We start from the raw sequence: 23,640 nt of genomic DNA on the forward strand, positions 1-23,640 counted from the left end.
ACGGCGTGAATCTCTCAGGCACCACGACAGAGGGGGAGTTCCCACGGCACTGCTGTGCCACGCATCACCGACCTGTGCGGGCGCGTGCGCAGCACTGCGACGAAATGGAGAACTCCCACATGTCCGAAGAAAACTCCGTCGAAGAGACCCCCGCCGGTACCGGCGCCCCCGAGACCGGCGGCATCGAGATCGACTCGCCCGACGCCACCGCGCCGAGCACCGAGCCCCGCCGTTCGCCGCTGCACGACGTGCACGTGGCCGCCGGCGCCTCCTTCACCGACTTCGCCGGCTGGTGGATGCCCGTCCGCTACTCCGGAGACCTCGCCGAGCACCACGCGGTCCGCACCGCGGCCGGCCTCTTCGACCTCTCCCACATGGGCGAGATCCTCGTCGTCGGCCCGGAGGCGGTGGACGCCCTCGACTACGCGCTCGCGAGCGACCTCTCCGCCGTCGCCGTCGGCCGCGCGAAGTACACCCTCCTGCTCGACCGCACCGGCGGCGTGATCGACGACCTCGTCGTCTACCGCACCGGCGAGGACCGCTTCATGGTCGTCGCGAACGCGGCCAACCGCCACGTCGTCGCCGAGCAGCTGCGCGACCGCACCGCGATGTTCGAGTGCGAGCTATACGACGAGAGCGACGACGTCGCCCTGATCGCGATCCAGGGCCCGCGCTCGCTCGAGATCCTGCAGAACGTGCAGGGCCTCGCGATCGAGGTCGACCGCGGCGAGGAGTCGGTGCTCGACACCGACGACGCCGCCCGCCTGCTCGAGGAGCTGCGCTACTACCGGGCCGTGCCCGCCAGCTTCGAGGCGCACCCGATCCTGATCGCCCGCACCGGCTACACCGGCGAGGACGGCTTCGAGATCTACGTCGCCCCCGACACCGCCCCGGAGCTCTGGGAGGCGCTCGCCGAGACCGGCGCCGGCGCGGGCCTCGTCCCCGCCGGGCTCGCCGCGCGCGACACCCTCCGCCTCGAGGCGGGCATGCCGCTCTACGGCCACGAGCTCTCCCGCGACGTCTTCCCGGCGCAGGCCGGCCTGGGCCGCGTCGTCGCCCTCGGCAAGCCGATCGACTTCGTCGGCCGCGCGGCCAGCGAGGAGGGCCCCTCCGGCGACGCTCCCGTGCTCGTCGGCCTGATCGGCGAGGGCCGCCGCGCCGCCCGCGCCGAGTACAGCGTGCACGGCCCCGACGACGACGTCATCGGCGTCGTCACCAGCGGCGTCCTCTCGCCCACCCTCGGCGTGCCGATCGCGATGGCCTACGTCGCGCCGGCCTCCGCGCAGCCCGGCAGCGTCGTCTCCGTCGACATCCGCGGCAGCCGGCTCCCGATGACCGTCACCGAGCTCCCCTTCTACTCCAGAAAGAAGAACTGACCATGGCCGTTCCCACCGAGCTCCAGTACACCTCCGACCACGAGTGGATCCTGGTCGAGGGTGAGACCGCGACCGTCGGCATCACCGCGTACGCCGCCGACAAGCTCGGCGACGTCGTCTTCGTCGAGCTGCCCGAGGCGGGCAGCCGAGTCGAGGGCGGCAGCGTCGTCGGCGAGATCGAGTCGACCAAGTCGGTCGGCGAGCTGTTCGCCCCCGTCGACGGCGAGGTCCTCGAGACCAACGCCGCGGTGGTCGACAACCCCGAGCTGGTCAACGCCGACCCCTTCGGCGACGGCTGGCTGATCAAGGTGCGCTTCGACGCCCTGCCCGACGGCCTGCTCGACGCCGCCGCCTACGACGAGCTGGTGGGCGAGTAGATGGCGGCCCGCACGCCCGGAGAGTTCGAGTCCCGCCACATCGGGACCGACGCCGACGCCCAGCGCACCATGCTCGCCGCCCTCGGCTACGACTCCGTCGACGCGCTGGTCGAGGCCGCCGTCCCCGAGTCGATCCACGTCCGCGATCTCGCACCGGTGCTCCCCGCGCCGGCCACCGAGGCCGAGGCACTGGCCGAGCTGCGCGCCCTCGCCGCGCGCAACACCGTGCGACGTCCGCTGATCGGCCTCGGCTACCACGGCACGCTCACCCCGGCCGTGATCAAGCGCAACGTCCTCGAGAACCCGAGCTGGTACACGGCGTACACGCCGTACCAGCCCGAGATCTCCCAGGGCCGGCTCGAGGCGCTGATCAACTTCCAGACGATGGTCGCCGACCTCACCGGTCTCGACACCGCCGGCGCCTCGATGCTCGACGAGGGCACCGCCGTCGTCGAGGCGATGCTGCTGGCGCGCCGCGCCTCCAAGGCGAAGACCGACGTCTTCGTCGTCGACTCCGACGCGCTGCCGCAGACCCTCGCGCTGCTGCGCGGCCGGGCGGAGGCGGTCGGCATCCGCATCGTCGAGCTGCCGCTCTCGCGGACCGACGCGGACGAGCTGCCCGAGTCCTTCGGCGCCCTCGTCCAGTACCCCGGCGCGTCCGGCCACCTCTGGGACCCGTCCGCCGTCCTCGGCGCGGTCAAGGCGCACGGCGGTCTTGCGGTCGTCGCGGCCGACCTCCTCGCGCTCACCCTCGTCCGCTCGCCGGGCGAGCTCGGCGCCGACGTCGCCGTGGGCACCACCCAGCGCTTCGGCGTCCCGATGGGCTTCGGCGGGCCGCACGCCGGCTACCTCGCCGTCCGCAAGGGCCTCGAGCGCCAGCTGCCCGGACGCCTCGTCGGCGTCAGCCAGGACGCGGCGGGCAACCCCGCCTACCGGCTCTCACTGCAGGCGCGCGAGCAGCACATCCGCCGCGAGAAGGCGACCTCGAACATCTGCACCGCGCAGGTCCTGCTCGCCGTGATGGCCGCGATGTACGCGGTCTACCACGGGCCGGACGGTCTCGCCCGGATCGCCGAGCAGGTGCACTCCCGTGCCGCGCTGCTGGCGCGGCTCCTGCTCGACCGCGGCCACGCGCTCCGGCACGCCGACTTCTTCGACACCGTCGCGGTCGTCGTGCCGCAGGGCGCGGAGGCGGCCGTCGCCCGCGCCCGCGAGGCCGGCTTCGACCTGCGCCTCGTCGACGCGGACACCGTCGCGGTCGCCCTCGACGAGACCGTGACCCCGGCGGAGGTCGTGGCGGTCGCCGTCGCGATCGGCGATCTCGACGCCCGGCACGGCGTCCTCGCCGGCGCCGCGCGCAGCATCCCCGGTGCGCTGGAGCGGACCACGCCGTTCCTGGTGCACCCCGTCTTCAACACGCACCGCAGCGAGACCTCGATGATGCGCTACCTCAAGCGCCTCGCCGACGCCGACTACGCGCTGGACCGCGGCATGATCCCCCTGGGCTCCTGCACGATGAAGCTCAACGCCGCCGCCGAGATGGAGGCGGTCAGCTGGCCCGAGTTCGCCGGACTGCACCCCTTCGCGCCCGTGGCCGACGTCGAGGGCTCCCTCGCCCTGATCGACCAGCTCGAGCGCTGGCTCGCGCACCTCACCGGCTACGACTCCGTCTCCCTGCAGCCCAACGCCGGCTCGCAGGGCGAGCTCGCCGGACTCCTCGCCATCCGCGGCTACCACCGCTCGCGCGGCGACGAGGCGCGCACGGTCTGCCTCATCCCCTCGAGCGCCCACGGGACGAACGCGGCCAGCGCCGTCCTCGCCGGGATGCGCGTCGTGGTCGTCGCCTGCGACGAGCTCGGCAACGTCGACCTCGACGACCTCCGCGCGAAGATCGCCGAGCACGCCGAGGGCCTCGCCGCCCTGATGATCACCTACCCGTCCACCCACGGCGTCTACGAGCACGAGGTCGCCGAGATCTGCCGGCTCGTGCACGAGGCCGGCGGCCAGGTCTACGTCGACGGCGCGAATCTCAACGCGCTCCTCGGCTTCGCCCGCTTCGGCGACTTCGGCGGCGACGTCTCGCACCTCAACCTGCACAAGACGTTCTGCATCCCGCACGGCGGCGGCGGCCCCGGCGTCGGCCCGGTCGCCGCGAAGGCGCACCTCGCGCCGTTCCTGCCGGGCCACCCGCTCGCGCACCGGCTCGAGCACTCCGTCGGCCAGCACGGCGAGACCGTCGTGCACGGCGGCGCTCCCGTCTCCGCGGCCCCGTACGGCAGCCCGGGCATCCTGCCGATCTCCTGGGCCTACGCCCGGATGATGGGCGAGGAGGGACTGCGCGCCGCCACCGGCGCCGCTGTCCTCTCGGCCAACTACGTCGCCGCCCGCCTGCGCGAGCACTACCCGGTGCTCTACACCGGCGGCAGCGGACTCGTCGCGCACGAGTGCATCCTCGACATCCGCCCGCTCACCGCGGCCACCGGAGTGACGGTGGACGACGTCGCCAAGCGCCTCGTCGACTACGGCTTCCACGCGCCGACGATGAGCTTCCCCGTCGCGGGCACGCTGATGGTCGAGCCGACCGAGAGCGAGGACCTCGCCGAGATCGACCGCTTCATCGACGCGATGATCGGCATCAAGGCCGAGGCCGACCGCGTCGGCGCGGGGGAGTGGCCGGTGGACGACAACCCGCTGCGGGGCGCCCCGCACACCGCGGAGTGCCTCGTCGACGCCGAGTGGTCGCACCCGTACAGCCGCGAGGAGGCCGTGTACCCGGTCCGCTCGCTGGTCCGCGGCAAGTACTGGCCGCCGGTCCGCCGCGTCGACCAGGCCTACGGCGACCGCAACCTCGTCTGCGCCTGCCCGCCGATCGAGGCCTTCGCCTGATCAGCGCCTGACGCCCGCCGCCGATCCGTCGCGAACGGTCGTGTCCGCTCTCGCGATACGACCGTTCGTGACGGATCGGCTCGGCGTCGGACGACGAGGGGCGTCAGGGGGTGGGAGTGACCGAGGGCGTCGGCTGCGGCGTCGGCGCCGCGAACAGCTCCGGCCAGAGGGCGACCGCCAGCGGGTAGCCCACGAACGACACGATGTCGATGATCGAGTGCGCGATCACCAGCGGAAGCGTGCGACCGAAGCGCTGGTAGAACAGCCCGAACACGACGCCCATGATCACGTTGCCGATGAACGGCCCGATGCCCTGGTACAGGTGGTAGCTGCCCCGGAGCAGGGCGCTCGCGAACAGGATCCTCCACCGCCCCCAGCCGAGGTCGCCCAGGCGCGCGAAGAGGTAGCCGATCATGATCACCTCCTCCTGCACCCCCGCCCGGATCGCGGAGAGCACCAGCACGGGCACCGTCCACCAGTAGGCGTCCAGCGGTGACGCGACCACCGCGACCGTGATCCCGAGCGCCCGGCCGAGCGCGTACAGACCGATGCCGGGTGCGCCGATCGCCACCGCGAGCACGACTCCTGTGCCGAGGTCGGGGAGCGGCCGGCGCAGGTCGAGACCGAGCCGACCGAGCGGACGCCGACCGCCCTGCCAGAGCAGGAAGACGCACAGCAGCACCGGCACGAGGTCGAAGAACAGCGCGAGCAGCTGGTAGATCAGGTCGAAAGCGGGCCGGTCGCTGAGCGCTCCGTTGATCGTCGTCGACTGCTGCCCGAGCGACACCGAGCGGGTGAGCTTGTTGGCGATCGAGACGACGGAGTAGACCGCCGACGCCCCGAGGGAGAGCCCGAGGACCAGGAGGATCTCCGCCCCGATCCGGCCCCGGGACTGTGCGGACGCTGGGGGAGCGGTGGACACGCGGGCCCCTTCCTCGGATTCGCTGGTGTGCGCGGAACGACGCGCAGACGCACGTTTCGTGCGAATCCGCGCAAGGATTCCACCTCCTGGTTACCGCTGTGTAACGGTTTCCTCATCGTTTTGTGGCGATAGGCAGTCGATACATAGTCTCGTCGGAGGCATTCGCGCGGTGGCCACCAGTCTCGCGCGCCGACGTCGTCGCCACGCGCACGGCACTCCACGCGTCAGGGAAACCACTTCTCGCGCGCCCCCACACCACTGGAGGAATTGTGAAAATCAGACGTTACGGCCTCGGAGCTCTGGCGCTCGTCGCCGCGAGCACGCTGGTCCTGGCCGGCTGCAGCAGCTCGAACGACTCGGGCGGGGGAGACGCGAGCGGCGACACCGCCGCGATCGTCTCCACCAACGGCTCGGAGCCGCAGAACCCGCTGGTCCCGACCAACACCAACGAGGTGGGCGGCGGCAAGATCCTCGACGAGATCTTCGCGGGCCTGGTCTACTACGACGCCGAGGGGGCGCCGAACAACGACGTCGCCGAGTCGATCGAGTCGGACGACGCGCAGAACTACACCATCACCATCAAGGATGGCCTGACGTTCACGAACGGCGACCCGGTGACCTCGAGCTCCTTCATCGACGCCTGGAACTACGGCGGGAAGCTCTCGAACAACCAGCTCAGCTCGTCGTTCTTCGCGAACTTCGAGGGCTACAGCGACACCGAGGACAGCGAGCTCACCGGCCTCAAGGCCGTGGACGACACCACCTTCACCGTGGCGCTCAAGTCCCCGCAGTCGGACTTCCCGATCAGCCTCGGCTACTCGGCGTACTACCCGCTGCCCGCCGTCGCGTTCGACGACATGGCCGCGTTCGGCGAGAACCCGATCGGCAACGGCCCGTACAAGCTGGCCGGCGACGACGCGTGGCAGCACGACGTCCAGATCGACCTGGTCAAGAACGAGGACTACTCCGGTCCCCGCGAGGCGCAGAACGGCGGCCTGAAGATCGTCTTCTACGCCACCCAGGACGCGTCCTACGCCGACCTGCTCGGCGGCAACGTCGACGTGGTCGACCAGATCCCGGACTCCGCCTTCGGCACCTTCGAGAGCGACCTCGGCGACCGCGCCGTGAACCAGCCCGCCGCGATCTTCCAGTCCTTCACCATCCCGGAGCGCCTCGCGCACTTCAGCGGTGAGGAGGGCCAGCTGCGCCGTCAGGCCATCTCGATGGCCTTCGACCGCAAGGAGATCACCGACGTGATCTTCGAGGGCACCCGCACCCCCGCCTCCGACTTCACCTCCCCGGTGATCGACGGCTACAGCGACTCCCTCGAGGGCGCCGACGTGCTCGAGTACAACCCCGACGAGGCCAAGGCGCTGTGGGCTCAGGCCGACGCGATCAGCCCCTGGGACGGCACCTTCAAGATCGCCTACAACGCGGACGGCGGCCACCAGGGCTGGGTCGACGCGGTGACCAACTCGATCAAGAACACGCTGGGCATCGAGGCCGAGGGCGACGCCTACCCGACCTTCGCCGAGGCGCGCACCAAGATCGTCGACCGCTCGATCGAGACGGCGTTCCGCACCGGTTGGCAGGCCGACTACCCGAGCCTCTACAACTTCCTCGGACCGCTCTACGTGACCGGCGCCTCGTCGAACGACGGCGACTACACGAACCCCGAGTTCGACGCTCTCGTCGCCTCGGGCCTCTCCGACGCCGACACCGACGCTGCGAACACCACGTTCCAGCAGGCACAGGAGACCCTCCTCACCGACCTCCCGGCGCTGCCGCTCTGGTACGCGAACGTGACCGGCGGCTACGGCGAGGGCGTGTCGAACGTCGAGTTCGGCTGGAACTCGGTGCCGCTCTACTACGAGATCACCAAGAACTAAGCTCGAACCACTGGGGCGCTTCGCCCGTGCCGCCGGCCACCAGGTCACGGCACGGGCGGAGCGCCCTGTTTCGGTCACAATCGAATGAGGTCCCCATCCATGCGACTCCGGAACCGGCTGGGCTGACATGCTCGCCTACATCGTCCGACGCATCCTGCAAGCCGTCCCCGTGCTCATCGGCACCACGTTCCTCATCTACTTCATGGTCTTCTCCATGCCGGGGAACCCGCTCCTGTCGCTCTTCGGCGACAAGACGCCGAGCCCCGCGCTCCTCGCCCGCCTCGAGGAGCAGTACCACCTGAACGAGCCGTTCATCGTCCAGTACCTGTACTACCTGGGAGGCGTCGTCCGCGGCGACTTCGGCATCTCGTTCTCGGGCCAGTCGGTCAACGAGATCCTCGCCCGCACCTTCCCGGTGACCCTGACCCTCGCGATGATGGCGATCATCATCGAGATCGTCGTGGCGCTGACCATCGGCCTCATCAGCGGACTGCGCAAGGGCAGCTTCTTCGACGCGAGCGCCCTGGTCGTCAGCCTCCTGCTCGTCTCGGTGCCGATCTTCGTGCTCTGCTTCATCGCGCAGTCGTTCTTCGCGATCCAGCTGGGCTGGTTCCCTCCGACGGTCGGTGCCGACGCGTCGTTCCAGAGGCTCCTGCTCCCGGCGATCGTGCTCGCGCTGTTCGTGGTCGCCTCGGCGATCCGCCTGACCCGCGGCTCGGTCATCGAGACCGCCGGCTCGGACTTCGTGCGCACCGCGTACAGCAAGGGACTCTCGCGTCGTCGCGTCATCCCTGTGCACGTCCTGCGCAACTCGCTGATCCCGGTCACCACGCAGTTCGGAGCCGACTTCGGCCTCCTGATCGTCGGTGCCACCGTGACCGAGGGCATCTTCAACGTTCCCGGCGTCGGGAACACGCTCTACCAGGCGATCATCCGAGGGGAGCGACCGACCGTCGTCTCCTTCGTCACGGTCATGGTGCTGTTCTACCTCGTGGTGAACATCCTCGTCGACCTGCTCTACGCCGTACTCGACCCGAGGATCCGCTATGCCAAATGAGTTCTCCGGCGGCGCGCAGAAGGCCCGCCGCATCGACCACTTCGTCGCCCCGCTCGAGGAGACGCCGATCGCGTCCGTCGACGCGGTCAACCTCGACGAGAAGCCCAGCAACCTCTGGACCGACGCCTGGCGCGACCTGCGCAAGCGCCCGATGTTCTGGATCTCCGGCGTGATGATCGTCCTGATCATCGCGGTCGCCCTGCTCCCCGGCCTGTTCACCTCGGTGGACCCGCGGCAGTGCGCGCTCTCGTTCAGCAACCAGGGCCCGGGCGGCGGCAGCCTGCTCGGCTACACCAAGCAGGGCTGCGACGTCTTCTCGCGCATCATCCACGGCACGTCCACGTCGCTGACCGTCGGTCTGATCGTGATCGTCATCACGACCGTCTCCGGCGTCATCGGCGGCGCGCTGGCCGGCTTCTTCGGCGGCTGGGTCGACACCGTGATCATGCGCCTCGGCGACATCTTCTTCTCGATCCCCTACATCCTCGCCGCGGTCGTCATCATGTCGGTCTTCTCGGCCTACCGGAACGTCTTCGTCATCGCCCTGGCGATCGGAGCGTTCGCCTGGCCGACTACGGCGCGAGTGCTGCGCTCCGAGGTCCTCCGCGTCAAGCAGTCCGACTTCGTCGGCGCCGCCACCGCGACGGGCCTGTCCAAGATGGCGATCCTGTTCCGGCACGTGCTGCCGAACTCGATCGCCCCCGTCATCGTCGTCACGACCATCTCGCTCGGCGCCGCCATCACCGCGGAGGCGACGCTGTCGTTCCTCGGCGTCGGCCTGCCCGGCTCGGTGATGTCCTGGGGCAACGACATCAGCCAGGCGCAGCGCGACCTGCGCACCAACCCGCAGACGCTGATCTACCCGTCGATCGCGCTGACGGTGACGGTGCTGAGCTTCATCCTCCTGGGCGAGTCGCTCCGCGACGCGCTCGACCCGAAGGCGAGGGCCCTCCGATGACGTCCACGACACCGAGCACCCCGCAGGGGCCGCTGCTCCAGGTCACCGACCTCGAGGTCGGCTTCCAGACCGGCAGCGGACTGGTCCCCGCACTCCGCGGCGTCAGCCTGACGATCGAGCACGGCCAGACCGTCGCGATCGTCGGCGAGTCCGGCTCCGGCAAGTCGACGACCGCCGCGGCGATCATCGGCCTGCTCCCCGGCACCGGCACGGTCACCGGCGGCTCCGTGCTGTTCGACGGCAAGGACCTCGCGAAGGCGACCAGGACCGAGCTGGAGGACATCCGCGGCCGCCGGATCGGCTACGTGCCGCAGGACCCGATGTCCAACCTCAACCCGGTCTGGTCGGTCGGCTTCCAGGTCGAGGAGACGATCAAGGCCAACGGCCTCGCCTCCGGCCGCAAGGAGGTCCGCGCCAAGGCGATCGAGGTCCTGCAGAACGCCGGACTCGCGGACGCCGAGAAGCGTCTCAAGCAGTTCCCGCACCAGTTCTCCGGCGGCATGCGCCAGCGGGTGCTGATCGGCATCGGCCTGGCCGCGTCGCCGCAGCTGCTGATCGCGGACGAGCCCACCTCGGCGCTCGACGTGACCGTGCAGCGGCGCATCCTCGACCACCTCGAGACCCTGACGAGGACCGACGGCACCGCGCTGCTCTTCATCACGCACGACCTGGGCCTCGCCGCCGAGCGCGCCGAGAAGCTCATCGTGATGTACAAGGGCCGGATCGTGGAGTCGGGCGCCTCGGTGGAGGTGCTGCAGAACCCGCAGCACCCCTACACGCAGCGCCTGATCGCCGCGGCGCCGAGCCTCGCTTCGCGCCGCATCCAGTCGACCGCCGGGAAGGCCACCGAGGCGGTGCCCGGCGAGTCCGAGGCCGTCCGCGAGGTCGACCTGGTCGGCGCGGCCGGCGCCCACCACGGCACGGCGACCACCACCGCGCGGCCGATGATCGAGCTCGACGGGCTCACCAAGGTCTTCAAGATCCGCCGCGGCGGGCTGAAGGCCGAGGACTTCACGGCGGTCGACGACGTGTCGTTCTCGATCCCCAAGGGCACCACCACGGCGCTCGTGGGGGAGTCGGGCTCGGGCAAGTCGACGATCGCCCGCCTCGTGCTCGGTCTCGAGACGGCGACGTCCGGCGCGATCTCGATCGACGGCCGTCGCACCGAGAAGCTCCGCGGCAAGGAGATGCTGGCGCTGCGGCGCTCGATGCAGCCGGTGTTCCAGGACCCGTACGGCTCGCTCGACCCGCTGCACAACATCGGCAACACCATCTCCGAGCCGCTGCGGGTGCACAAGGTCGGCGACCGCACCTCGCAGCGCGAGCGCGTGCTCGAGCTGCTCGACCAGGTGTCCCTCCCGCGGGTCATCGCGAGCCGCTACCCGAACGAGCTCTCCGGCGGCCAGCGCCAGCGCGTGGCGATCGCCCGCGCGCTCGCGCTCAAGCCCGAGATCGTGGTGCTCGACGAGGCGGTGTCGGCCCTGGACGTGCTCGTCCAGGCGCAGATCCTCCGCCTCCTGGCCGACCTGCAGGCCGAGCTGGGGCTGACGTACCTGTTCATCACGCACGACCTCGCGGTGGTCCGCGTGATCGCCGACGACGTCTGCGTGATGCAGAAGGGCCGGATCGTCGAGCACGCCTCGACCGACACCGTGTTCGAGTCGCCGCAGCAGGAGTACACCCGCGAGCTGCTCGCCGCCATCCCCGGCGCCGGGATCGAGTTCGCGGTCTAGTCCGCCGGATCCACTCCACGAGGGCCCCGTTCCGGGCCGGCGACACCCGATGTTCATCGAGTCGCCGGCCCGGAACGGGGCCCTCCGCCGTCTCGGCGCGAGCCTGCGGTACGATGGAGGGTCCCCCTTACTGCACGAGAACACGAGACGAGTCCGTTCACATGGCAAGTGCCACCCGCTCCGACCTGCGCAACGTCGCGATCGTCGCCCACGTCGACCATGGCAAGACCACCCTGGTGGACGCCATGCTCAAGCAGACGAACTCCTTCGACGCGCACGCCCACGTGGACGAGCGCGCGATGGACTCGAACGAGCTCGAGCGCGAGAAGGGCATCACGATCCTCGCGAAGAACACCGCTGTGTCCTACAGCGGCAAGCACGCGGTCGACGGCCCCATCACGATCAACGTGATCGACACCCCCGGCCACGCCGACTTCGGCGGCGAGGTCGAGCGCGGCCTGTCGATGGTCGACGGCGTCTGCCTCCTCGTCGATGCGTCAGAGGGCCCCCTCCCGCAGACCCGCTTCGTGCTCCGCAAGGCGCTCGAGGCGAAGCTCCCCGTCATCCTGCTGGTCAACAAGACCGACCGCCCCGATGCCCGCATCGACGAGGTCGTCGCCGAGAGCCAGGACCTCCTCCTCGGCCTCGCCTCCGACATGGCGGACGACGTCCCCGACCTCGACCTCGACGCCATCCTCGACGTCCCCGTCGTCTACGCGTCCGGCAAGGCCGGCCGGGCCTCCGCGAACAAGCCGGAGGACGGCACGCTGCCCGACGCCGAGGACCTCGAGCCGCTGTTCGAGGCGATCCTCAAGCACATCCCGGCGCCGACCTTCGACGACGAGGCGCCCCTCCAGGCCCACGTCACCAACCTCGACGCGTCGCCGTTCCTCGGCCGCCTCGCCCTCCTCCGCGTCTTCAACGGCACGATCAAGAAGGGCCAGACCGTCGCCTGGGTCCACCACGACGGCTCGCACACCAACGCGCGCATCACCGAGCTGCTGATCACGAAGGCGCTCGACCGCTACCCGGCCGAGACCGCCGGCCCCGGCGACATCGTCGCGATCGCGGGCTTCCCCGAGATCACCATCGGCGAGACCATCGCCGACCCGGAGGACATCCGCCCGCTGCCGGCCATCACGGTCGACGACCCGGCGATCTCGATGACCATCGGCACCAACACCTCGCCGCTGGTCGGCAAGGTCAAGGGCCACAAGCTCACGGCGCGCATGGTCAAGGACCGCCTCGACCGCGAGCTCATCGGAAACGTGTCGCTCAAGGTCCTCGACATCGGCCGCCCCGACTCGTGGGAGGTCCAGGGCCGCGGCGAGCTCGCGCTGGCCATCCTCGTCGAGCAGATGCGCCGCGAGGGCTTCGAGCTCACGGTCGGCAAGCCGCAGGTGGTCACCCGCCAGGTCGACGGCAAGGTGCACGAGCCCTTCGAGCACCTCACCATCGACGCTCCGGAGGAGTACCTCGGCGCGATCACGCAGCTCCTCGCCGCCCGCAAGGGCCGCATGGAGAACATGGCGAACCACGGCACCGGCTGGGTCCGCATGGAGTTCATCGTGCCCTCGCGCGGCCTGATCGGCTTCCGCACCGAGTTCCTCACCACCACGCGCGGCACCGGCATCGCGAACGCGATCCTGCACGGCTACGAGCCGTGGGCCGGCGCCATCGTCACCCGCAACAACGGCTCGATCGTCGCCGACCGCACCGGCGTCGTGACGCCGTTCGCGATCATCGCCCTGCAGGAGCGGATGACCTTCTTCGTGAACCCCACCGAGGAGGTCTACGAGGGCATGGTCATCGGCGAGAACTCGCGCAACGACGACATGGACGTGAACATCACCAAGGAGAAGAAGCTGACCAACATGCGTCAGTCCACCTCCGACACGTTCGAGTCGATGACGCCCTCGCGCCAGCTGACGCTCGAGGAGTGCCTCGAGTTCGCCCGCGAGGACGAGTGCGTCGAGGTCACCCCCGAGATCGTCCGCATCCGCAAGGTCGAGCTGGACGCGAACGCCCGCGCCCGCGCGACCAGCCGCCTCAAGAAGCAGGCCTGACCCGGGGCGCCCCAGCGGCGCTCCCACGACGCACGACCGGCCGGAGCCCGCTCCGCCGGTCGTTCGTCGTTCCGCGGTCCGCCGGGTCTCGATACGCCCTCTCCGAGGGCTGCTCGACCAGCATGGAGCGCAGCATGCTGGTCGAGTAGCCGCGGAACGCGGCGTATCGAGACCCCGCCGTCAGCCCGCCGGCGTCGGGGTCGCCGTCGCGCCCTCCGCCTCGAGCGTCGCCGTGATGAAGGCGACGAACGCGTCGGCGTCGTCCGGCTTCCCCGTGTACTGCTCGCCGTTGACGAGCACGGTCGGCGTCGAGCTCAGCTTCGCGACCGAGGAGTTCGCCAGGGTCCCGCTCGTCGCCCGCTTCGTGGCCGCCGCGACCCACGGCCGGAACTCGCCGCTCGTGATGCACGCCAGCACGTCGTCGTCCGTCACGCCCGCCCCGGTCACCAGCGCCCGCAGCTCGTCGTCGCTCAGCCCGGTCGTCCCCTCCGCCGGCTGCTTCGCGAACAGTGCCTCGTGCACGGCGAGGAAGCGGTCCGGATCCTCGTCCGCCACGCAGGCCGCGGCGTTCGCCGCCCGGCTCGAGTACTCCGACCCCGCCGAGGAGGAGTCGAGGATCGCGACCGGATGGATCTCGAGCGTGATCGCCCCCTGCGTCAGCCACGACTGGAGATTCGCCGTGTTCGCCGTCTCGAACTGCCCGCAGTACGGGCAGAGGTAGTCCACGTACAGGTCGACGGTGACGACGCCGCCCGCGCGCGCAGCGGTCTCGTCGGTCGGCACCGGCTCCTCGCCCGCCTCGAGGGGAGCGGTCGTCACGGGAGTCACCGCCGACTCCGCTCCCGCGAGCACGATGCCGTCGCTCAGCATGTTCGCCGGCCCGGTGCTCGCGATCTCCTGCTGCGACCAGACGTTCCACGCGACGAGCGCCACGACGGCGAGCACGCCGACCACCGCACCGCTCTGCCCGAGCAGCCGGTTCCGCCGCTTCCGGCGCCGCTCCTGCTCGCGCCGCTCCTTCGCCTCGAGGCGGGCGAGCTCCTGACGCTCGCGCTTGGTCGGCTGGTTCTTCGCACTGTTCCCGGACATCGCGGTCGAGGCTAGGGAGCCGACCTTGCCGCACTCGGAGAGGCAGCCGTCGACGACCTGTGCCCACATGGAGATTCCCTCAGGAATCCGAGCGGCTCAGGCGAACAGCCCCGACCCCACGAAGTCGCCCTCGTCGCGCACGCCCGGCGGGACGGCGAAGACCGCCGAGCCGACGTGCTTGATGTACTCGTTGAGCGCATCGGTCGCGAGGTTCCTCTGCACGGTGATGAACTGCTCCGGCGACCGCTGGAACGAGAGGAAGAAGAGCCCCGCGTTCAGCCGCCCGAGCTCGTCGTTCCCGTCGACGAAGTTGTAGCCGCGGCGCAGCAGCCGGACGCCGTTGTTGACGGTCGGGTGCGCGAGCCGCACGTGCGACTCCTTGTCGACCAGCGGCACGCCGGTCGCTCCTGCCGCCTCGAAGTCGGGCTCCGTGAACTCGCCGCCGCCCGAGAGCGGGGCGCCGGAGCCCTTGCTCCGGCCGATCACGCGCTCCTGCTCGCCGAGCTGGCTGCGGTCCCAGGTCTCGATGATCATCCGGATCTTGCGCGCCACGAGGTAGCTGCCGCCCGCGAGCCAGGCCGGGCCGTCGGCGTCCTGCACCCAGACGTGCTCCTGCACGGCGTCCGGCTCCTCGGACTTGATGTTGGCCGTGCCGTCCTTGAAGCCGAAGAGGTTCCGCGGAGTCGCCTGCGCCGTCGAGGTGGAGGAGGTGCGGCCGAACCCGAGCTGGGACCAGCGCAGCGAGGCGCGGCCGAAGGCGATGCGGCTGAGGTTGCGGATCGCGTGCACCGCGACCTGCGGGTCGTCGGCGCACGCCTGGATGCAGAGGTCGCCGCCGCCCGCGGTCGGCACCAGCGCGTCGCCGCGGAAGCGGGGGAGTGCCGCGAGCTCGGCCGGCCGGCGGTCGGCGAGGCCGAAGCGGTCGGCACCCGACTCGTCGGTGAAGAGCGTCGGCCCGAAGCCGAAGGTCAGGGTGAGCGAGGACGCGTCGAGGCCGAGCGCCTCGCCGGTGTCGTCCGGCGGCGCCGTGTCCGGGCCGCCGACGGCGCCCTCCTCGCTGACGTCGAGCCCCTGCGTGAGGCGGGCGGCCGCGAGGGTCCAGTCCTGCAGCAGTTCGATCAGGTCGTCGCGGGTCGCCGTGGAGGCCAGGTCGAACGCCGCGAAGTGCAGCCGGTCCTGCGCGGCCGTGGTGATGCCGGCCTGGTTCGCGCCGAAGAACGGCACGACCCGGGTCGCGGCGGAGGAGGCGCTCGCGCTGGCCGAGGAGGTGACGGCGACGGTCCCGCCGATGCCCGCGGCGAGGCCCGCGGTCCCGGCCGAGACGAGGCCGAGCAGCCCGCGCCGCGAGAGGCGGCGGGGCTGCTCGGCGCTCGGGCCCGGGTCGGTGCCGGGGTCGGCGCTGTTCTGCTCGGGCTCCACTACTCCGCGGGCTCCTCGACGCCGAGCACCGTGTGCGTGAGCTGCGAGAGCGGCTCGGACAGGGCGTTCACCTGGTCGGAGAGCTCCTTCTTCTGCTCGGCGGTGACGCTCGAGTAGGCGACGAAGCCGGAGTCGAGCGAGCCGTACTGCGCGAGCATCGCGTCGAGCTCGGCGAAGCGCCGGCCGATCTCGGCGGTCAGCGCCGCGCCGTCCTCGCCGGAGGCGGTCGCGATGGGCTCGACGTTGCCGAAGGCCACCTCCGCGCCCTGCACGTTCGCGGCGAAGTCGGTCAGGTCGGTGCCCGACCACCAGTCCTCCTCGCCGGTGATCTTGCCCGCGGCGACCTCGTCCAGCAGGCCGATCGCGCCGTTCGAGATGTCGCCGACTGAGACGGTGAAGTCGGGTGCGGCGACGAGGTCGTAGAGGTCCTGCACGTCGGAGACGAGCCCGTCGGCGAACGCGGTGCGCTGCTCGGGAGTGGACGGCGCCCAGTCGAGCCAGGCGCTCGTGCCGTCGGAGTTCAGTGCATCGGCGGCGGGGACCCAGAGGTCCTTCTCGATGCGGTGGAAGCCGGTCCAGTCCAGGCCCTCGGCGACGGCATCCACCTCGCGGTAGTCGATCTTCGGGTCGAGGTCGCCGAACGCCTCGGCGGTCGGCTCGATGCGCTCGTAGAAGACGCGGGTCGCGGCGAAGAGGCTGCGCGCCTTCTCGTCGTCGCCGGCCGCGTACGCGTCGGCGAAGGCCGTCACGGCGGGCAGTAGCTCGCCCGACTGCGACTGCACGTAGGAGACGTAGTTGGTGACGGCGGCCTCGGTCGCGGCCTGCTCGTCGGCCGACTGCTCGGTCGCCTCGCCGGTCACGGTGAACTCGGCGAGCCCGACGGGAGCGCCGACCTGCTGGAACTTGCAGGCCGTGTAGTAGGTGCCGGGCTCGAGCTGGGCGACGTAGGAGACGCTCTGACCGGGGGTGACGTTCTCCTTCTCGCCCACGATGCGCAGCTTGTCCTCGGCGAGGATCTCGAACTCGTTGACGTCCGATCCGGTGTTCTCGAGCGCGAAGGTGACCGCACCCGCCTCGGCCGTGGCGGCGGACACCGCGCAGGCCCCGTCGTCGATCGCGACGTCGAGGGCCGCGGCGGAGGAGGCGGCCGGGGTGTTCGGCACGCAGCCGGTGAGGAGCAGGGCGAGAGCGCCGACGCCGGCGAGGCCGGAGGCGACGCGGGGAAGGCGGGGTCGAGTGCGCGGGGGCATGGTTCTCCTGGTGGTGGGAGGTCGTTCCGGCGGTGCCGGGGCGGGATCAGACGGAGGTGGCGACGGGAGCGGCGACCGGGGCCGCGCTGCCCCGTCGCGGCCGGCGGGAGCGGACCTGGCGGACGAAGAGGGATCCGACGACGACGAGGTAGAGCAGCCAGGCCGAGAACTGCAGCGCCGTCGGCTCGGGCGTGTAGTTGAAGAGCCCACCGAGGATCGCGGCGACCGGCGCCGGCAGGATCGGACCCAGGTCGAACAGCGGGGTGCCCGAGCCGGGCAGCAGCGCCGCCTCCTGCAGGTCGCCGACGCCGTAGAGCAGCACGCCGGCCGCGACGACGATGAGGAAGCCGCCCGTCCAGGTGAAGAAGCGGCCGAGGTCGATCCGGACGAAGCCGCGGAAGATCAGGTAGGAGGCGACGACCGCGCTGAGGATGCCGAGGAACGCGCCGACCGTGCCGACCCAGGCGTCCGAGTCGGAGGAGGCGCTGCTCGAGGAGACGCTCGCCCAGACGAACAGCGCGGTCTCGATCCCCTCGCGGCCGACGCTGACGAAGCCGAGCACGACGATCCCGAGGGCGGAGCCGCTGACCGCCGCGTCCAGCTTGGACTCGAGCTCGCCCTTCAGGCTGCGGGCGTTCGCGCCCATCCAGAAGATCATCCAGGTGACGAGGCCGACGGCGAGCAGCGAGAGGCCGCCGCCGAGGAGCTCCTGCGCGGTGAAGCTGAGGCCGTAGGGGCCCCAGGTGAGGATCGCGCCGGTGACGAGGGAGAGGACGACCGCGGCGGCGATGCCCGTCCAGAGGCGGGGGAGCACGTCGCGCCGCTGCAGCTTGGTCAGGTACGCGACGAGGATGCCAACGACGAGCCCGGCTTCGAGGCCTTCACGGAGGCCGATGAGGTAGTTTGCGAGCACGTGTGTTCTCTTCGTCGTCTGCACGGGAGGACGGTGCGAAGCCCACCCCCGGGCCGCATCCTCAGGTAAGCCTTGCCTAACCCGTGGACGACTGTAGTGGCCATCCGGTCGCGTGTCCACACAGGACGCCGGGCGTGCGATGTGCGGCGCCGGGCAGCCGGTCGGAGGCGCTTCGGGCGGGGCCGCGCGGCGGAACGAGAGCACGGGACGGACGAGAGGCGGAGAGTGGACGCGAGTCGAGACGGCGCAGGCGAGCGGGTCGTGGCGGTGCACGCCCATCCCGACGACGAGACCATCACGATGGGCGGGACCCTCGCGCGACTCGTCGCGGACGGCGCCGCGGTCACCGTCGTCACCGCGACGCGCGGCGAGTGCGGCGAGGTCATCCCGCCCGATCTCGCGCACCTCGAGGGCTCGGACGAGCTCGCCGCGCACCGCACCACCGAGCTGGTCGTCGCCCTGACCGCCCTCGGCGTCGCCGATCACCGCTTCCTCGGCGACCCGGCCGCCCGCGCCGCAGGCCTCGCCCCGCGGGTCTACCGCGACTCCGGCATGCAGTGGGGCCCGGGCCGAGTGCCCGTCCCGCTCGAGCCGGTCGACCCGCGCTCCTTCACCTCCGCGCCGCAGGAGGAGGCGATCGCCGACCTCGTCGCCGTCCTCGTGCAGACCGGCGCGACCCTCGTGCTCTCCTACGACGTCGGCGGGGGCTACGGCCATCCCGACCACATCCGGGCCGCCCTGATCGCCTCGACGGCCGCCGAGCGGCTCGGACTGCGCTACCTCGCCGTCCTGCCCGAGGCCGTCGCCGAGCAGCCCGGTGACGTCGCGATCGAGCTCGACGACAGCGACTACGCCCGCAAGCGCGCGGCGCTCGAGGCGCACCGCACGCAGCTCGTCGTCGACGGCGACGAGCTGCGGCTCTCGAGCGGCCCGGCGTTCCCGATCGGCCGCCTCGAGCGCTTCCGCCCCGAGGGTGCGCCGACGCCGCCGGAGCCGGTCGCCGAGGAGCGGCCCGATCTCGGCACCCGCATCGTCTCGGGCCTGCTCTCGGTGCTGACCGGCGCGGTGGTCGGTGCGATCACGACCGTCGCGCACCAGAGCACCGTGACCGTCGGCGATGCGGAGCTCCCGGTCGGCCTCGCCGTGTCGCTGGCCGCCGTGCTGCTCCTGCTGCTCGGCCTCCGTCTCGTGATGGTGGACCGCTTCGTCGCCTTCTGCACCGCGATGGGCCTGCTCGGCGCGATCGGGCTGCTGGCCCTGCGCAGCACCGGCGGCTCGGTCCTCGTGCCGGCCAACGGCCTCGGCGTGGTCTGGACCTTCGCCCCCGCGCTGATCGCCCTCGTGGTGATCGCCTGGCCGCGGGTCCGCCCGCCGTCCCGCCCCGCTCCGGCGGAACCGGCGGCCGACAGCACCGCCCCGCCGCTCCCCGTACGATAGAGAACACTGTTCGAAGGGACGTCCACGACCGTGACCTACGTGATCGCACTTCCGTGCGTCGATGTCAAAGACCGCGCCTGCATCGACGAATGCCCGGTCGACTGCATCTACGAAGGCGAGCGCTCGCTCTACATCCACCCCGACGAGTGCGTCGACTGCGGGGCGTGCGAGCCGGTGTGCCCCGTCGAGGCCATCTACTACGAGGACGACCTCCCCGAGGAGTGGTCCGACTACTACAAGGCCAACGTCGAGTTCTTCGACGAGATCGGCTCGCCCGGCGGTGCCGCGAAGGTCGGAGTGATCGCGAAGGACCACCCGGTCATCGCCGTCCTCCCGCCGCAGAGCCACTGAGCGCGCGTCCGTGTCACTCGGACCGCTGCCGGACTACCCCTGGGACCTGATGGGTCCCGCCACCCGGGTCGCCTCCGCGCACCCCGGCGGCCTCGTCGACCTCTCGATCGGCTCGCCCGTCGACCCGACGCCGGAGCCGATCCGCGAGGCGCTCGCCCGGGCGACGGACGCCCACGCCTACCCGACCACGGTCGGCACGCCCGCCCTGCGCGAGGCGATCGCCGCCTGGTACGCCCGGCGCCGGGGGGTCCCGGGTCTCGGGCTCGACGAAGTGCTGCCGACGATCGGCTCGAAGGAGCTCGTCGCCTGGCTGCCGTTCCTGCTCGGTCTCGGTGAGGGCGACGTCGTCGTCCACCCGCGCGCCGCCTACCCGACCTACGCGATGGGCGCCGCGATCGCCGGAGCCTCGGTGCTGGCGTCCGACGATCCCGACGAGTGGCCGGCCGAGACGCGCCTCGTCTGGCTGAACTCGCCCGGCAACCCCGACGGCGCCGTGCTCGACGTCGACGCCCTGAGGCGCGCGGTCGACCGGGCGCGCGAGCTGGGCGCCGTGGTCGCGGGCGACGAGTGCTACGCCGAGCTCGGCTGGGACGGCCGCTGGGCAGACGAGCCGATCCCGAGCGTCCTCGATCCCCGCGTGGCGGGCGAGGACCGCCGCGGCGTGCTCGGCGTCTACTCCCTCAGCAAGCAGTCCAACCTGGCCGGCTACCGCGCCGCGTTCGTCGCGGGCGACCGCGAGCTGATCGCTCAGCTCGTCACCGTCCGCAAGCACGCCGGGATGATCGTCCCCGCACCGCTGCAGGAGGCGATGGTCGTCGCTCTCGCCGACGACGGCCACGTGGCCGAGCAGAAGGAGCGCTACCGCGCCCGGCGCGACCTCCTGCGCCCGGCGCTCGAGGCCGCGGGCTTCCGCGTCGACCGCAGCGAGGCCGGTCTCTACCTCTGGGCGACCGAGGGGCGGCCGGCCTGGGAGTCGATCGACCGGCTCGCGCGCCTGGGGATCCTCGCCGGGCCCGGCGTCTTCTACGGCGACCACTTCACCGAGCACGTCCGCCTCTCGCTGACGGCGACGGACGAGCGCATCGCGGCGGCCGCCGAGCGGCTCGCCGGCGGTCTCTGACCCCGCGCGCACCCCGTTCCTGAAGGATCTCCACAAGGGACGGGGGCGAGCACTGGGCGATGTCACAGTGCCCCCGCTTTGCCCATAGGCTGTATGCGGTTCGGTCAGTGTCGCCACAAACGGCCCTGGGTCCGGCCAGTTCCAGCCCCCGGCGCCGCCCGCTCCGCGCGAGCGCACCCGGGTGCGACCGATGACCTGGGAGGCGTTGTGACCGAATCCGGCACGCAGAGCGACGGAACCGCGACGGTGGAGACACCCGAGCCCGCCACGGAGAGTGCGCCGGCCGCGGCCGAGGTCCTGCCCGAGAAGGTGACGCTCACGTTCGGTGATCGCACCGCGGAGTTCCCGGTCCTGCGCAGCGTCGACGGCTCCTCGAGCATCGACTTCTCGACCCTGTCGAAGCAGACCGGTCTGATGTCGCTCGACTACGGCTTCGTCAACACGGCCGCCACCAAGTCGAGCATCACCTACATCGACGGCGACGAGGGGATCCTGCGCTACCGCGGCTACCCGATCGAGGAGGTCGCGACGAACGCGACGTACCTCGAGGTGGCCTGGCTGCTGATCTACGGCGAGCTGCCCACCGCGGACGAGCTCGCCGGCTTCGACGACCGCATCCGCCGGCACACGCTGCTGCACGAGGACCTCAAGCGCTTCTTCGACGCGCTGCCGCACAGCGCGCACCCGATGTCGGTCCTCTCGGCCGGCGTCTCCGCGCTGTCGACCTACTACGAGGACAGCTCGAACCCGAAGGACCCGGAGGCGGTCGAGCTGACCACCATCCGCCTGCTCGCGAAGCTGCCGGTGATGGCGGCGTACGCGCACAAGAAGGCGATCGGCCAGGCGTTCCTCTACCCGGACAACTCGCTGAGCTTCGTCGACAACTTCCTCCGCCTGAACTTCGGCACCATGGCCGAGCCGTTCGAGGTGGACCCGGTGCTCTCCAAGGCGCTCGACCGCCTGCTGATCCTGCACGAGGACCACGAGCAGAACGCCTCGACCTCCACCGTCCGCCTCGTCGGCTCGACCGAGGCAAACCTCTACGCGTCGGTCTCGGCCGGCATCAACGCCCTGTTCGGCCCGCTGCACGGCGGCGCGAACGAGGCCGTGCTGACGATGCTCGGCCGCATCCGCGAGTCGGGCGAGAGCGTCCAGACCTTCGTCGAGCGGGTGAAGAACAAGGAGGAGGGCGTCCGCCTGATGGGCTTCGGCCACCGGGTCTACAAGAACTACGACCCGCGCGCGAAGCTCGTCAAGGAGAGCGCCTCCGAGGTGCTGCAGGCGCTCGGCGTCAAGGACCCGCTGCTCGACATCGCGATGGAGCTCGAGGCCCTCGCGCTGGAGGACGACTACTTCAAGGAGCGCCGCCTCTACCCGAACGTCGACTTCTACACCGGCGTCATCTACAAGGCGATGGGCTTCCCGACCCGGATGTTCACCGTCCTCTTCGCCATCGGCCGCCTGCCCGGCTGGATCGCCCACTGGCGCGAGATGAACACCGACAAGCAGACCAAGATCGGCCGCCCCCAGCAGCTCTACACGGGAGCCCCCGAGCGCCACTGGCCCACCGACCGCTGACCCGGCCCGAGGAGCCCGCTCCGCGGGCCCGGATCGCCGATCCTGCAGCCCGCGCCGCGGGCGCACCGTGCTGGTCGAGTAGCCCGCTCGCGGGCCTCTCATGCTGGTCGAGTAGCCCGCGCAGCGGGCGTATCGAGACCCGCCGTCTGCAGATGGCGGATCTCGATACGCCGCGTTCCGCGGCTACTCGACCAGCATGGACCGATCGCGGCGCATCGAAGCCTTGCGTCAGGCGTGCAGTGCCGTGTTCAGCTCGATGCCGGCGCCGGTGCGGGGGAGCACCTCGACCGCGCCGGTGAGCGAGTTGCGGCGGAAGAGCAGGTTCGGCACCCCCGAGAGCTCGACGGCCTTCACCGTCTGCGGCCGCCCGTCGGCGCGCGGGGCGCCGCCGACCACGACGACCTTCGTGCCCGCCGTGACGTAGAGCCCGGCCTCGACGACGGTGTCGTCGCCGATCGAGATGCCGATGCCGGAGTTCGCACCGAGCAGCGCCCGCGCGCCGATCGACACGCGCTGCACGCCACCGCCGGAGAGCGTCCCCATGATCGAGGCGCCGCCGCCGATGTCCGAGCCGTCGCCGACGACGACGCCCTGCGAGATGCGGCCCTCGACCATCGAGCTGCCGAGCGTCCCGGCGTTGAAGTTGACGAACCCCTCGTGCATGACCGTCGTGCCGGGAGCGAGGTGCGCGCCCAATCGCACCCGCGACGTGTCCGCGATGCGCACCTTCGCCGGCGTGACGTAGTCGGTCAGTCGCGGGAACTTGTCGATCCCCGCGGCCTGGATCCCGTGGCGCCGCAGCGACGGACGCAGCCGGGTGAACGAGTCCGGCGCGACGGGCCCGGCGTTCGTCCACACGACGTTCGGCAGGTGCGCGAAGATCCCGTCGAGGTTCACGGTGTTCGGCTGGACGAGCAGGTGCGAGAGCAGGTGCAGCCGCAGGTACGCGTCGGAGGTCGAGGCCGGCGCGCTCTGCAGGTCGATCTGCAGCGTCACCACGTCGATCCGCACCTCGCGCCGCGCGTCCTCGCCGGCGAGGGACTCGAACTCCGCCGGCACGATCCACGGGTCGCGGCCCGCGGGGATCGTGCCCAGCCGCGGCTCGGGGAACCAGGTGTCGAGGACGGTGCCGTCCGAGGCGATCGTCGCCAGTCCGTAGCCCCAGGCGGAGGCGGGCGCAGGCACGGCGGAGTCAGCGGTGTTCTGGGGGCTCATGTCG

At 71.2% G+C, this 23,640-nt stretch carries 18 protein-coding genes; 12 read left to right on the forward strand and 6 right to left on the reverse strand.

Annotated features, from left to right (window positions below; all coding sequences use genetic code 11):
• Positions 1-119 precede the first annotated feature (119 nt).
• Genes gcvT through gcvP form a run of 3 tightly spaced genes read left to right on the forward strand, consistent with a single transcriptional unit; the run spans position 120 to position 4,639 of the window.
• Positions 120-1,376, forward strand: coding sequence for a glycine cleavage system aminomethyltransferase GcvT (gcvT, locus tag EDF36_RS03835; RefSeq protein ID WP_123731991.1), 1,257 nt, complete (start codon positions 120-122; stop codon positions 1,374-1,376).
• A 2-nt stretch (positions 1,377-1,378) separates the two neighbouring features.
• The gene (gcvH, locus tag EDF36_RS03840) at positions 1,379-1,753 is read left to right on the forward strand and encodes a glycine cleavage system protein GcvH (RefSeq protein ID WP_123702805.1); all 375 of its coding nucleotides are present in this window, start codon (positions 1,379-1,381) and stop codon (positions 1,751-1,753) included.
• The gene (gene gcvP, locus EDF36_RS03845) at positions 1,754-4,639 is read left to right on the forward strand and encodes an aminomethyl-transferring glycine dehydrogenase (protein WP_123731992.1); all 2,886 of its coding nucleotides are present in this window, start codon (positions 1,754-1,756) and stop codon (positions 4,637-4,639) included. It abuts the gene before it with no gap.
• Between the two features lie 103 nt (positions 4,640-4,742).
• Here the strand turns inward: gcvP and EDF36_RS03850 are convergent, their stop codons facing one another.
• Positions 4,743-5,561 carry a CPBP family intramembrane glutamic endopeptidase gene (locus EDF36_RS03850; protein ID WP_123731993.1) on the reverse strand — a complete coding sequence of 273 codons (819 nt, stop codon included), beginning with the start codon at positions 5,559-5,561 and terminating at the stop codon, positions 4,743-4,745.
• A 269-nt stretch (positions 5,562-5,830) separates the two neighbouring features.
• On the opposite strand from EDF36_RS03850, the gene EDF36_RS03855 reads away from it, so the two are divergent.
• The 5 genes from EDF36_RS03855 (at position 5,831) to typA (ending at position 13,264) form a co-directional block, all read left to right on the forward strand.
• Complete coding sequence (locus EDF36_RS03855) at positions 5,831-7,450, forward strand: ABC transporter substrate-binding protein (RefSeq protein ID WP_123731994.1); 1,620 nt, start codon at positions 5,831-5,833, stop codon at positions 7,448-7,450.
• A 127-nt stretch (positions 7,451-7,577) separates the two neighbouring features.
• Positions 7,578-8,507, forward strand: coding sequence for an ABC transporter permease (locus EDF36_RS03860; RefSeq protein ID WP_123445445.1), 930 nt, complete (start codon positions 7,578-7,580; stop codon positions 8,505-8,507).
• Entirely contained in the window at positions 8,497-9,465 is a 969-nt protein-coding gene (locus tag EDF36_RS03865) for an ABC transporter permease (RefSeq protein WP_123731995.1), read from the forward strand. Before EDF36_RS03860 ends, EDF36_RS03865 begins: the two co-directional genes overlap by 11 nt.
• Entirely contained in the window at positions 9,462-11,198 is a 1,737-nt protein-coding gene (locus EDF36_RS03870; RefSeq protein WP_123731996.1) for an ABC transporter ATP-binding protein, read from the forward strand. Before EDF36_RS03865 ends, EDF36_RS03870 begins: the two co-directional genes overlap by 4 nt.
• A 161-nt stretch (positions 11,199-11,359) precedes the next feature.
• The gene (gene typA / locus EDF36_RS03875; RefSeq protein ID WP_123445448.1) at positions 11,360-13,264 is read left to right on the forward strand and encodes a translational GTPase TypA; all 1,905 of its coding nucleotides are present in this window, start codon (positions 11,360-11,362) and stop codon (positions 13,262-13,264) included.
• 180 nt (positions 13,265-13,444) lie between these two features.
• On the opposite strand, the gene EDF36_RS03880 is transcribed toward typA, so the two are convergent.
• The 4 genes from EDF36_RS03880 to efeU form a co-directional block, all read right to left on the reverse strand.
• Entirely contained in the window at positions 13,445-14,353 is a 909-nt protein-coding gene (locus tag EDF36_RS03880) for a thioredoxin domain-containing protein (RefSeq protein ID WP_185020355.1), read from the reverse strand.
• Positions 14,354-14,449: 96 nt separating this feature from the next.
• Positions 14,450-15,772 carry an iron uptake transporter deferrochelatase/peroxidase subunit gene (efeB, locus tag EDF36_RS03885; RefSeq protein WP_123731998.1) on the reverse strand — a complete coding sequence of 441 codons (1,323 nt, stop codon included), beginning with the start codon at positions 15,770-15,772 and terminating at the stop codon, positions 14,450-14,452.
• Positions 15,772-17,022, reverse strand: coding sequence for an iron uptake system protein EfeO (gene efeO, locus EDF36_RS03890; RefSeq protein ID WP_123731999.1), 1,251 nt, complete (start codon positions 17,020-17,022; stop codon positions 15,772-15,774). Before efeO ends, efeB begins: the two co-directional genes overlap by 1 nt.
• Before the next feature lie 46 nt (positions 17,023-17,068).
• Positions 17,069-17,935, reverse strand: coding sequence for an iron uptake transporter permease EfeU (efeU, locus tag EDF36_RS03895; RefSeq protein ID WP_123702821.1), 867 nt, complete (start codon positions 17,933-17,935; stop codon positions 17,069-17,071).
• Between the two features lie 225 nt (positions 17,936-18,160).
• Between efeU and EDF36_RS03900 the strand changes: the two genes are divergently transcribed.
• From EDF36_RS03900 to EDF36_RS03915, 4 genes are all read left to right on the forward strand, one after another.
• Positions 18,161-19,372, forward strand: coding sequence for a PIG-L family deacetylase (locus tag EDF36_RS03900; protein WP_133961592.1), 1,212 nt, complete (start codon positions 18,161-18,163; stop codon positions 19,370-19,372).
• 30 nt (positions 19,373-19,402) lie between these two features.
• The gene (gene fdxA / locus EDF36_RS03905) at positions 19,403-19,723 is read left to right on the forward strand and encodes a ferredoxin (protein ID WP_085475430.1); all 321 of its coding nucleotides are present in this window, start codon (positions 19,403-19,405) and stop codon (positions 19,721-19,723) included.
• 10 nt (positions 19,724-19,733) lie between these two features.
• On the forward strand, positions 19,734-20,843 hold the full coding sequence (gene dapC, locus EDF36_RS03910; protein WP_123732000.1) for a succinyldiaminopimelate transaminase: 1,110 nt from the start codon (positions 19,734-19,736) through the stop codon (positions 20,841-20,843).
• A 297-nt stretch (positions 20,844-21,140) separates the two neighbouring features.
• On the forward strand, positions 21,141-22,421 hold the full coding sequence (locus EDF36_RS03915) for a citrate synthase (protein ID WP_123445980.1): 1,281 nt from the start codon (positions 21,141-21,143) through the stop codon (positions 22,419-22,421).
• A gap of 228 nt (positions 22,422-22,649) precedes the next feature.
• On the opposite strand, the gene dapD is transcribed toward EDF36_RS03915, so the two are convergent.
• The gene (gene dapD / locus EDF36_RS03920) at positions 22,650-23,636 is read right to left on the reverse strand and encodes a 2,3,4,5-tetrahydropyridine-2,6-dicarboxylate N-succinyltransferase (protein ID WP_123702826.1); all 987 of its coding nucleotides are present in this window, start codon (positions 23,634-23,636) and stop codon (positions 22,650-22,652) included.
• Positions 23,637-23,640: the final 4 nt, after the last annotated feature.

Origin of the sequence: Rathayibacter sp. PhB152, assembly GCF_003751395.1 — a bacterium.
Taxonomy (GTDB): Bacteria; Actinomycetota; Actinomycetes; order Actinomycetales; family Microbacteriaceae; genus Rathayibacter; species Rathayibacter festucae.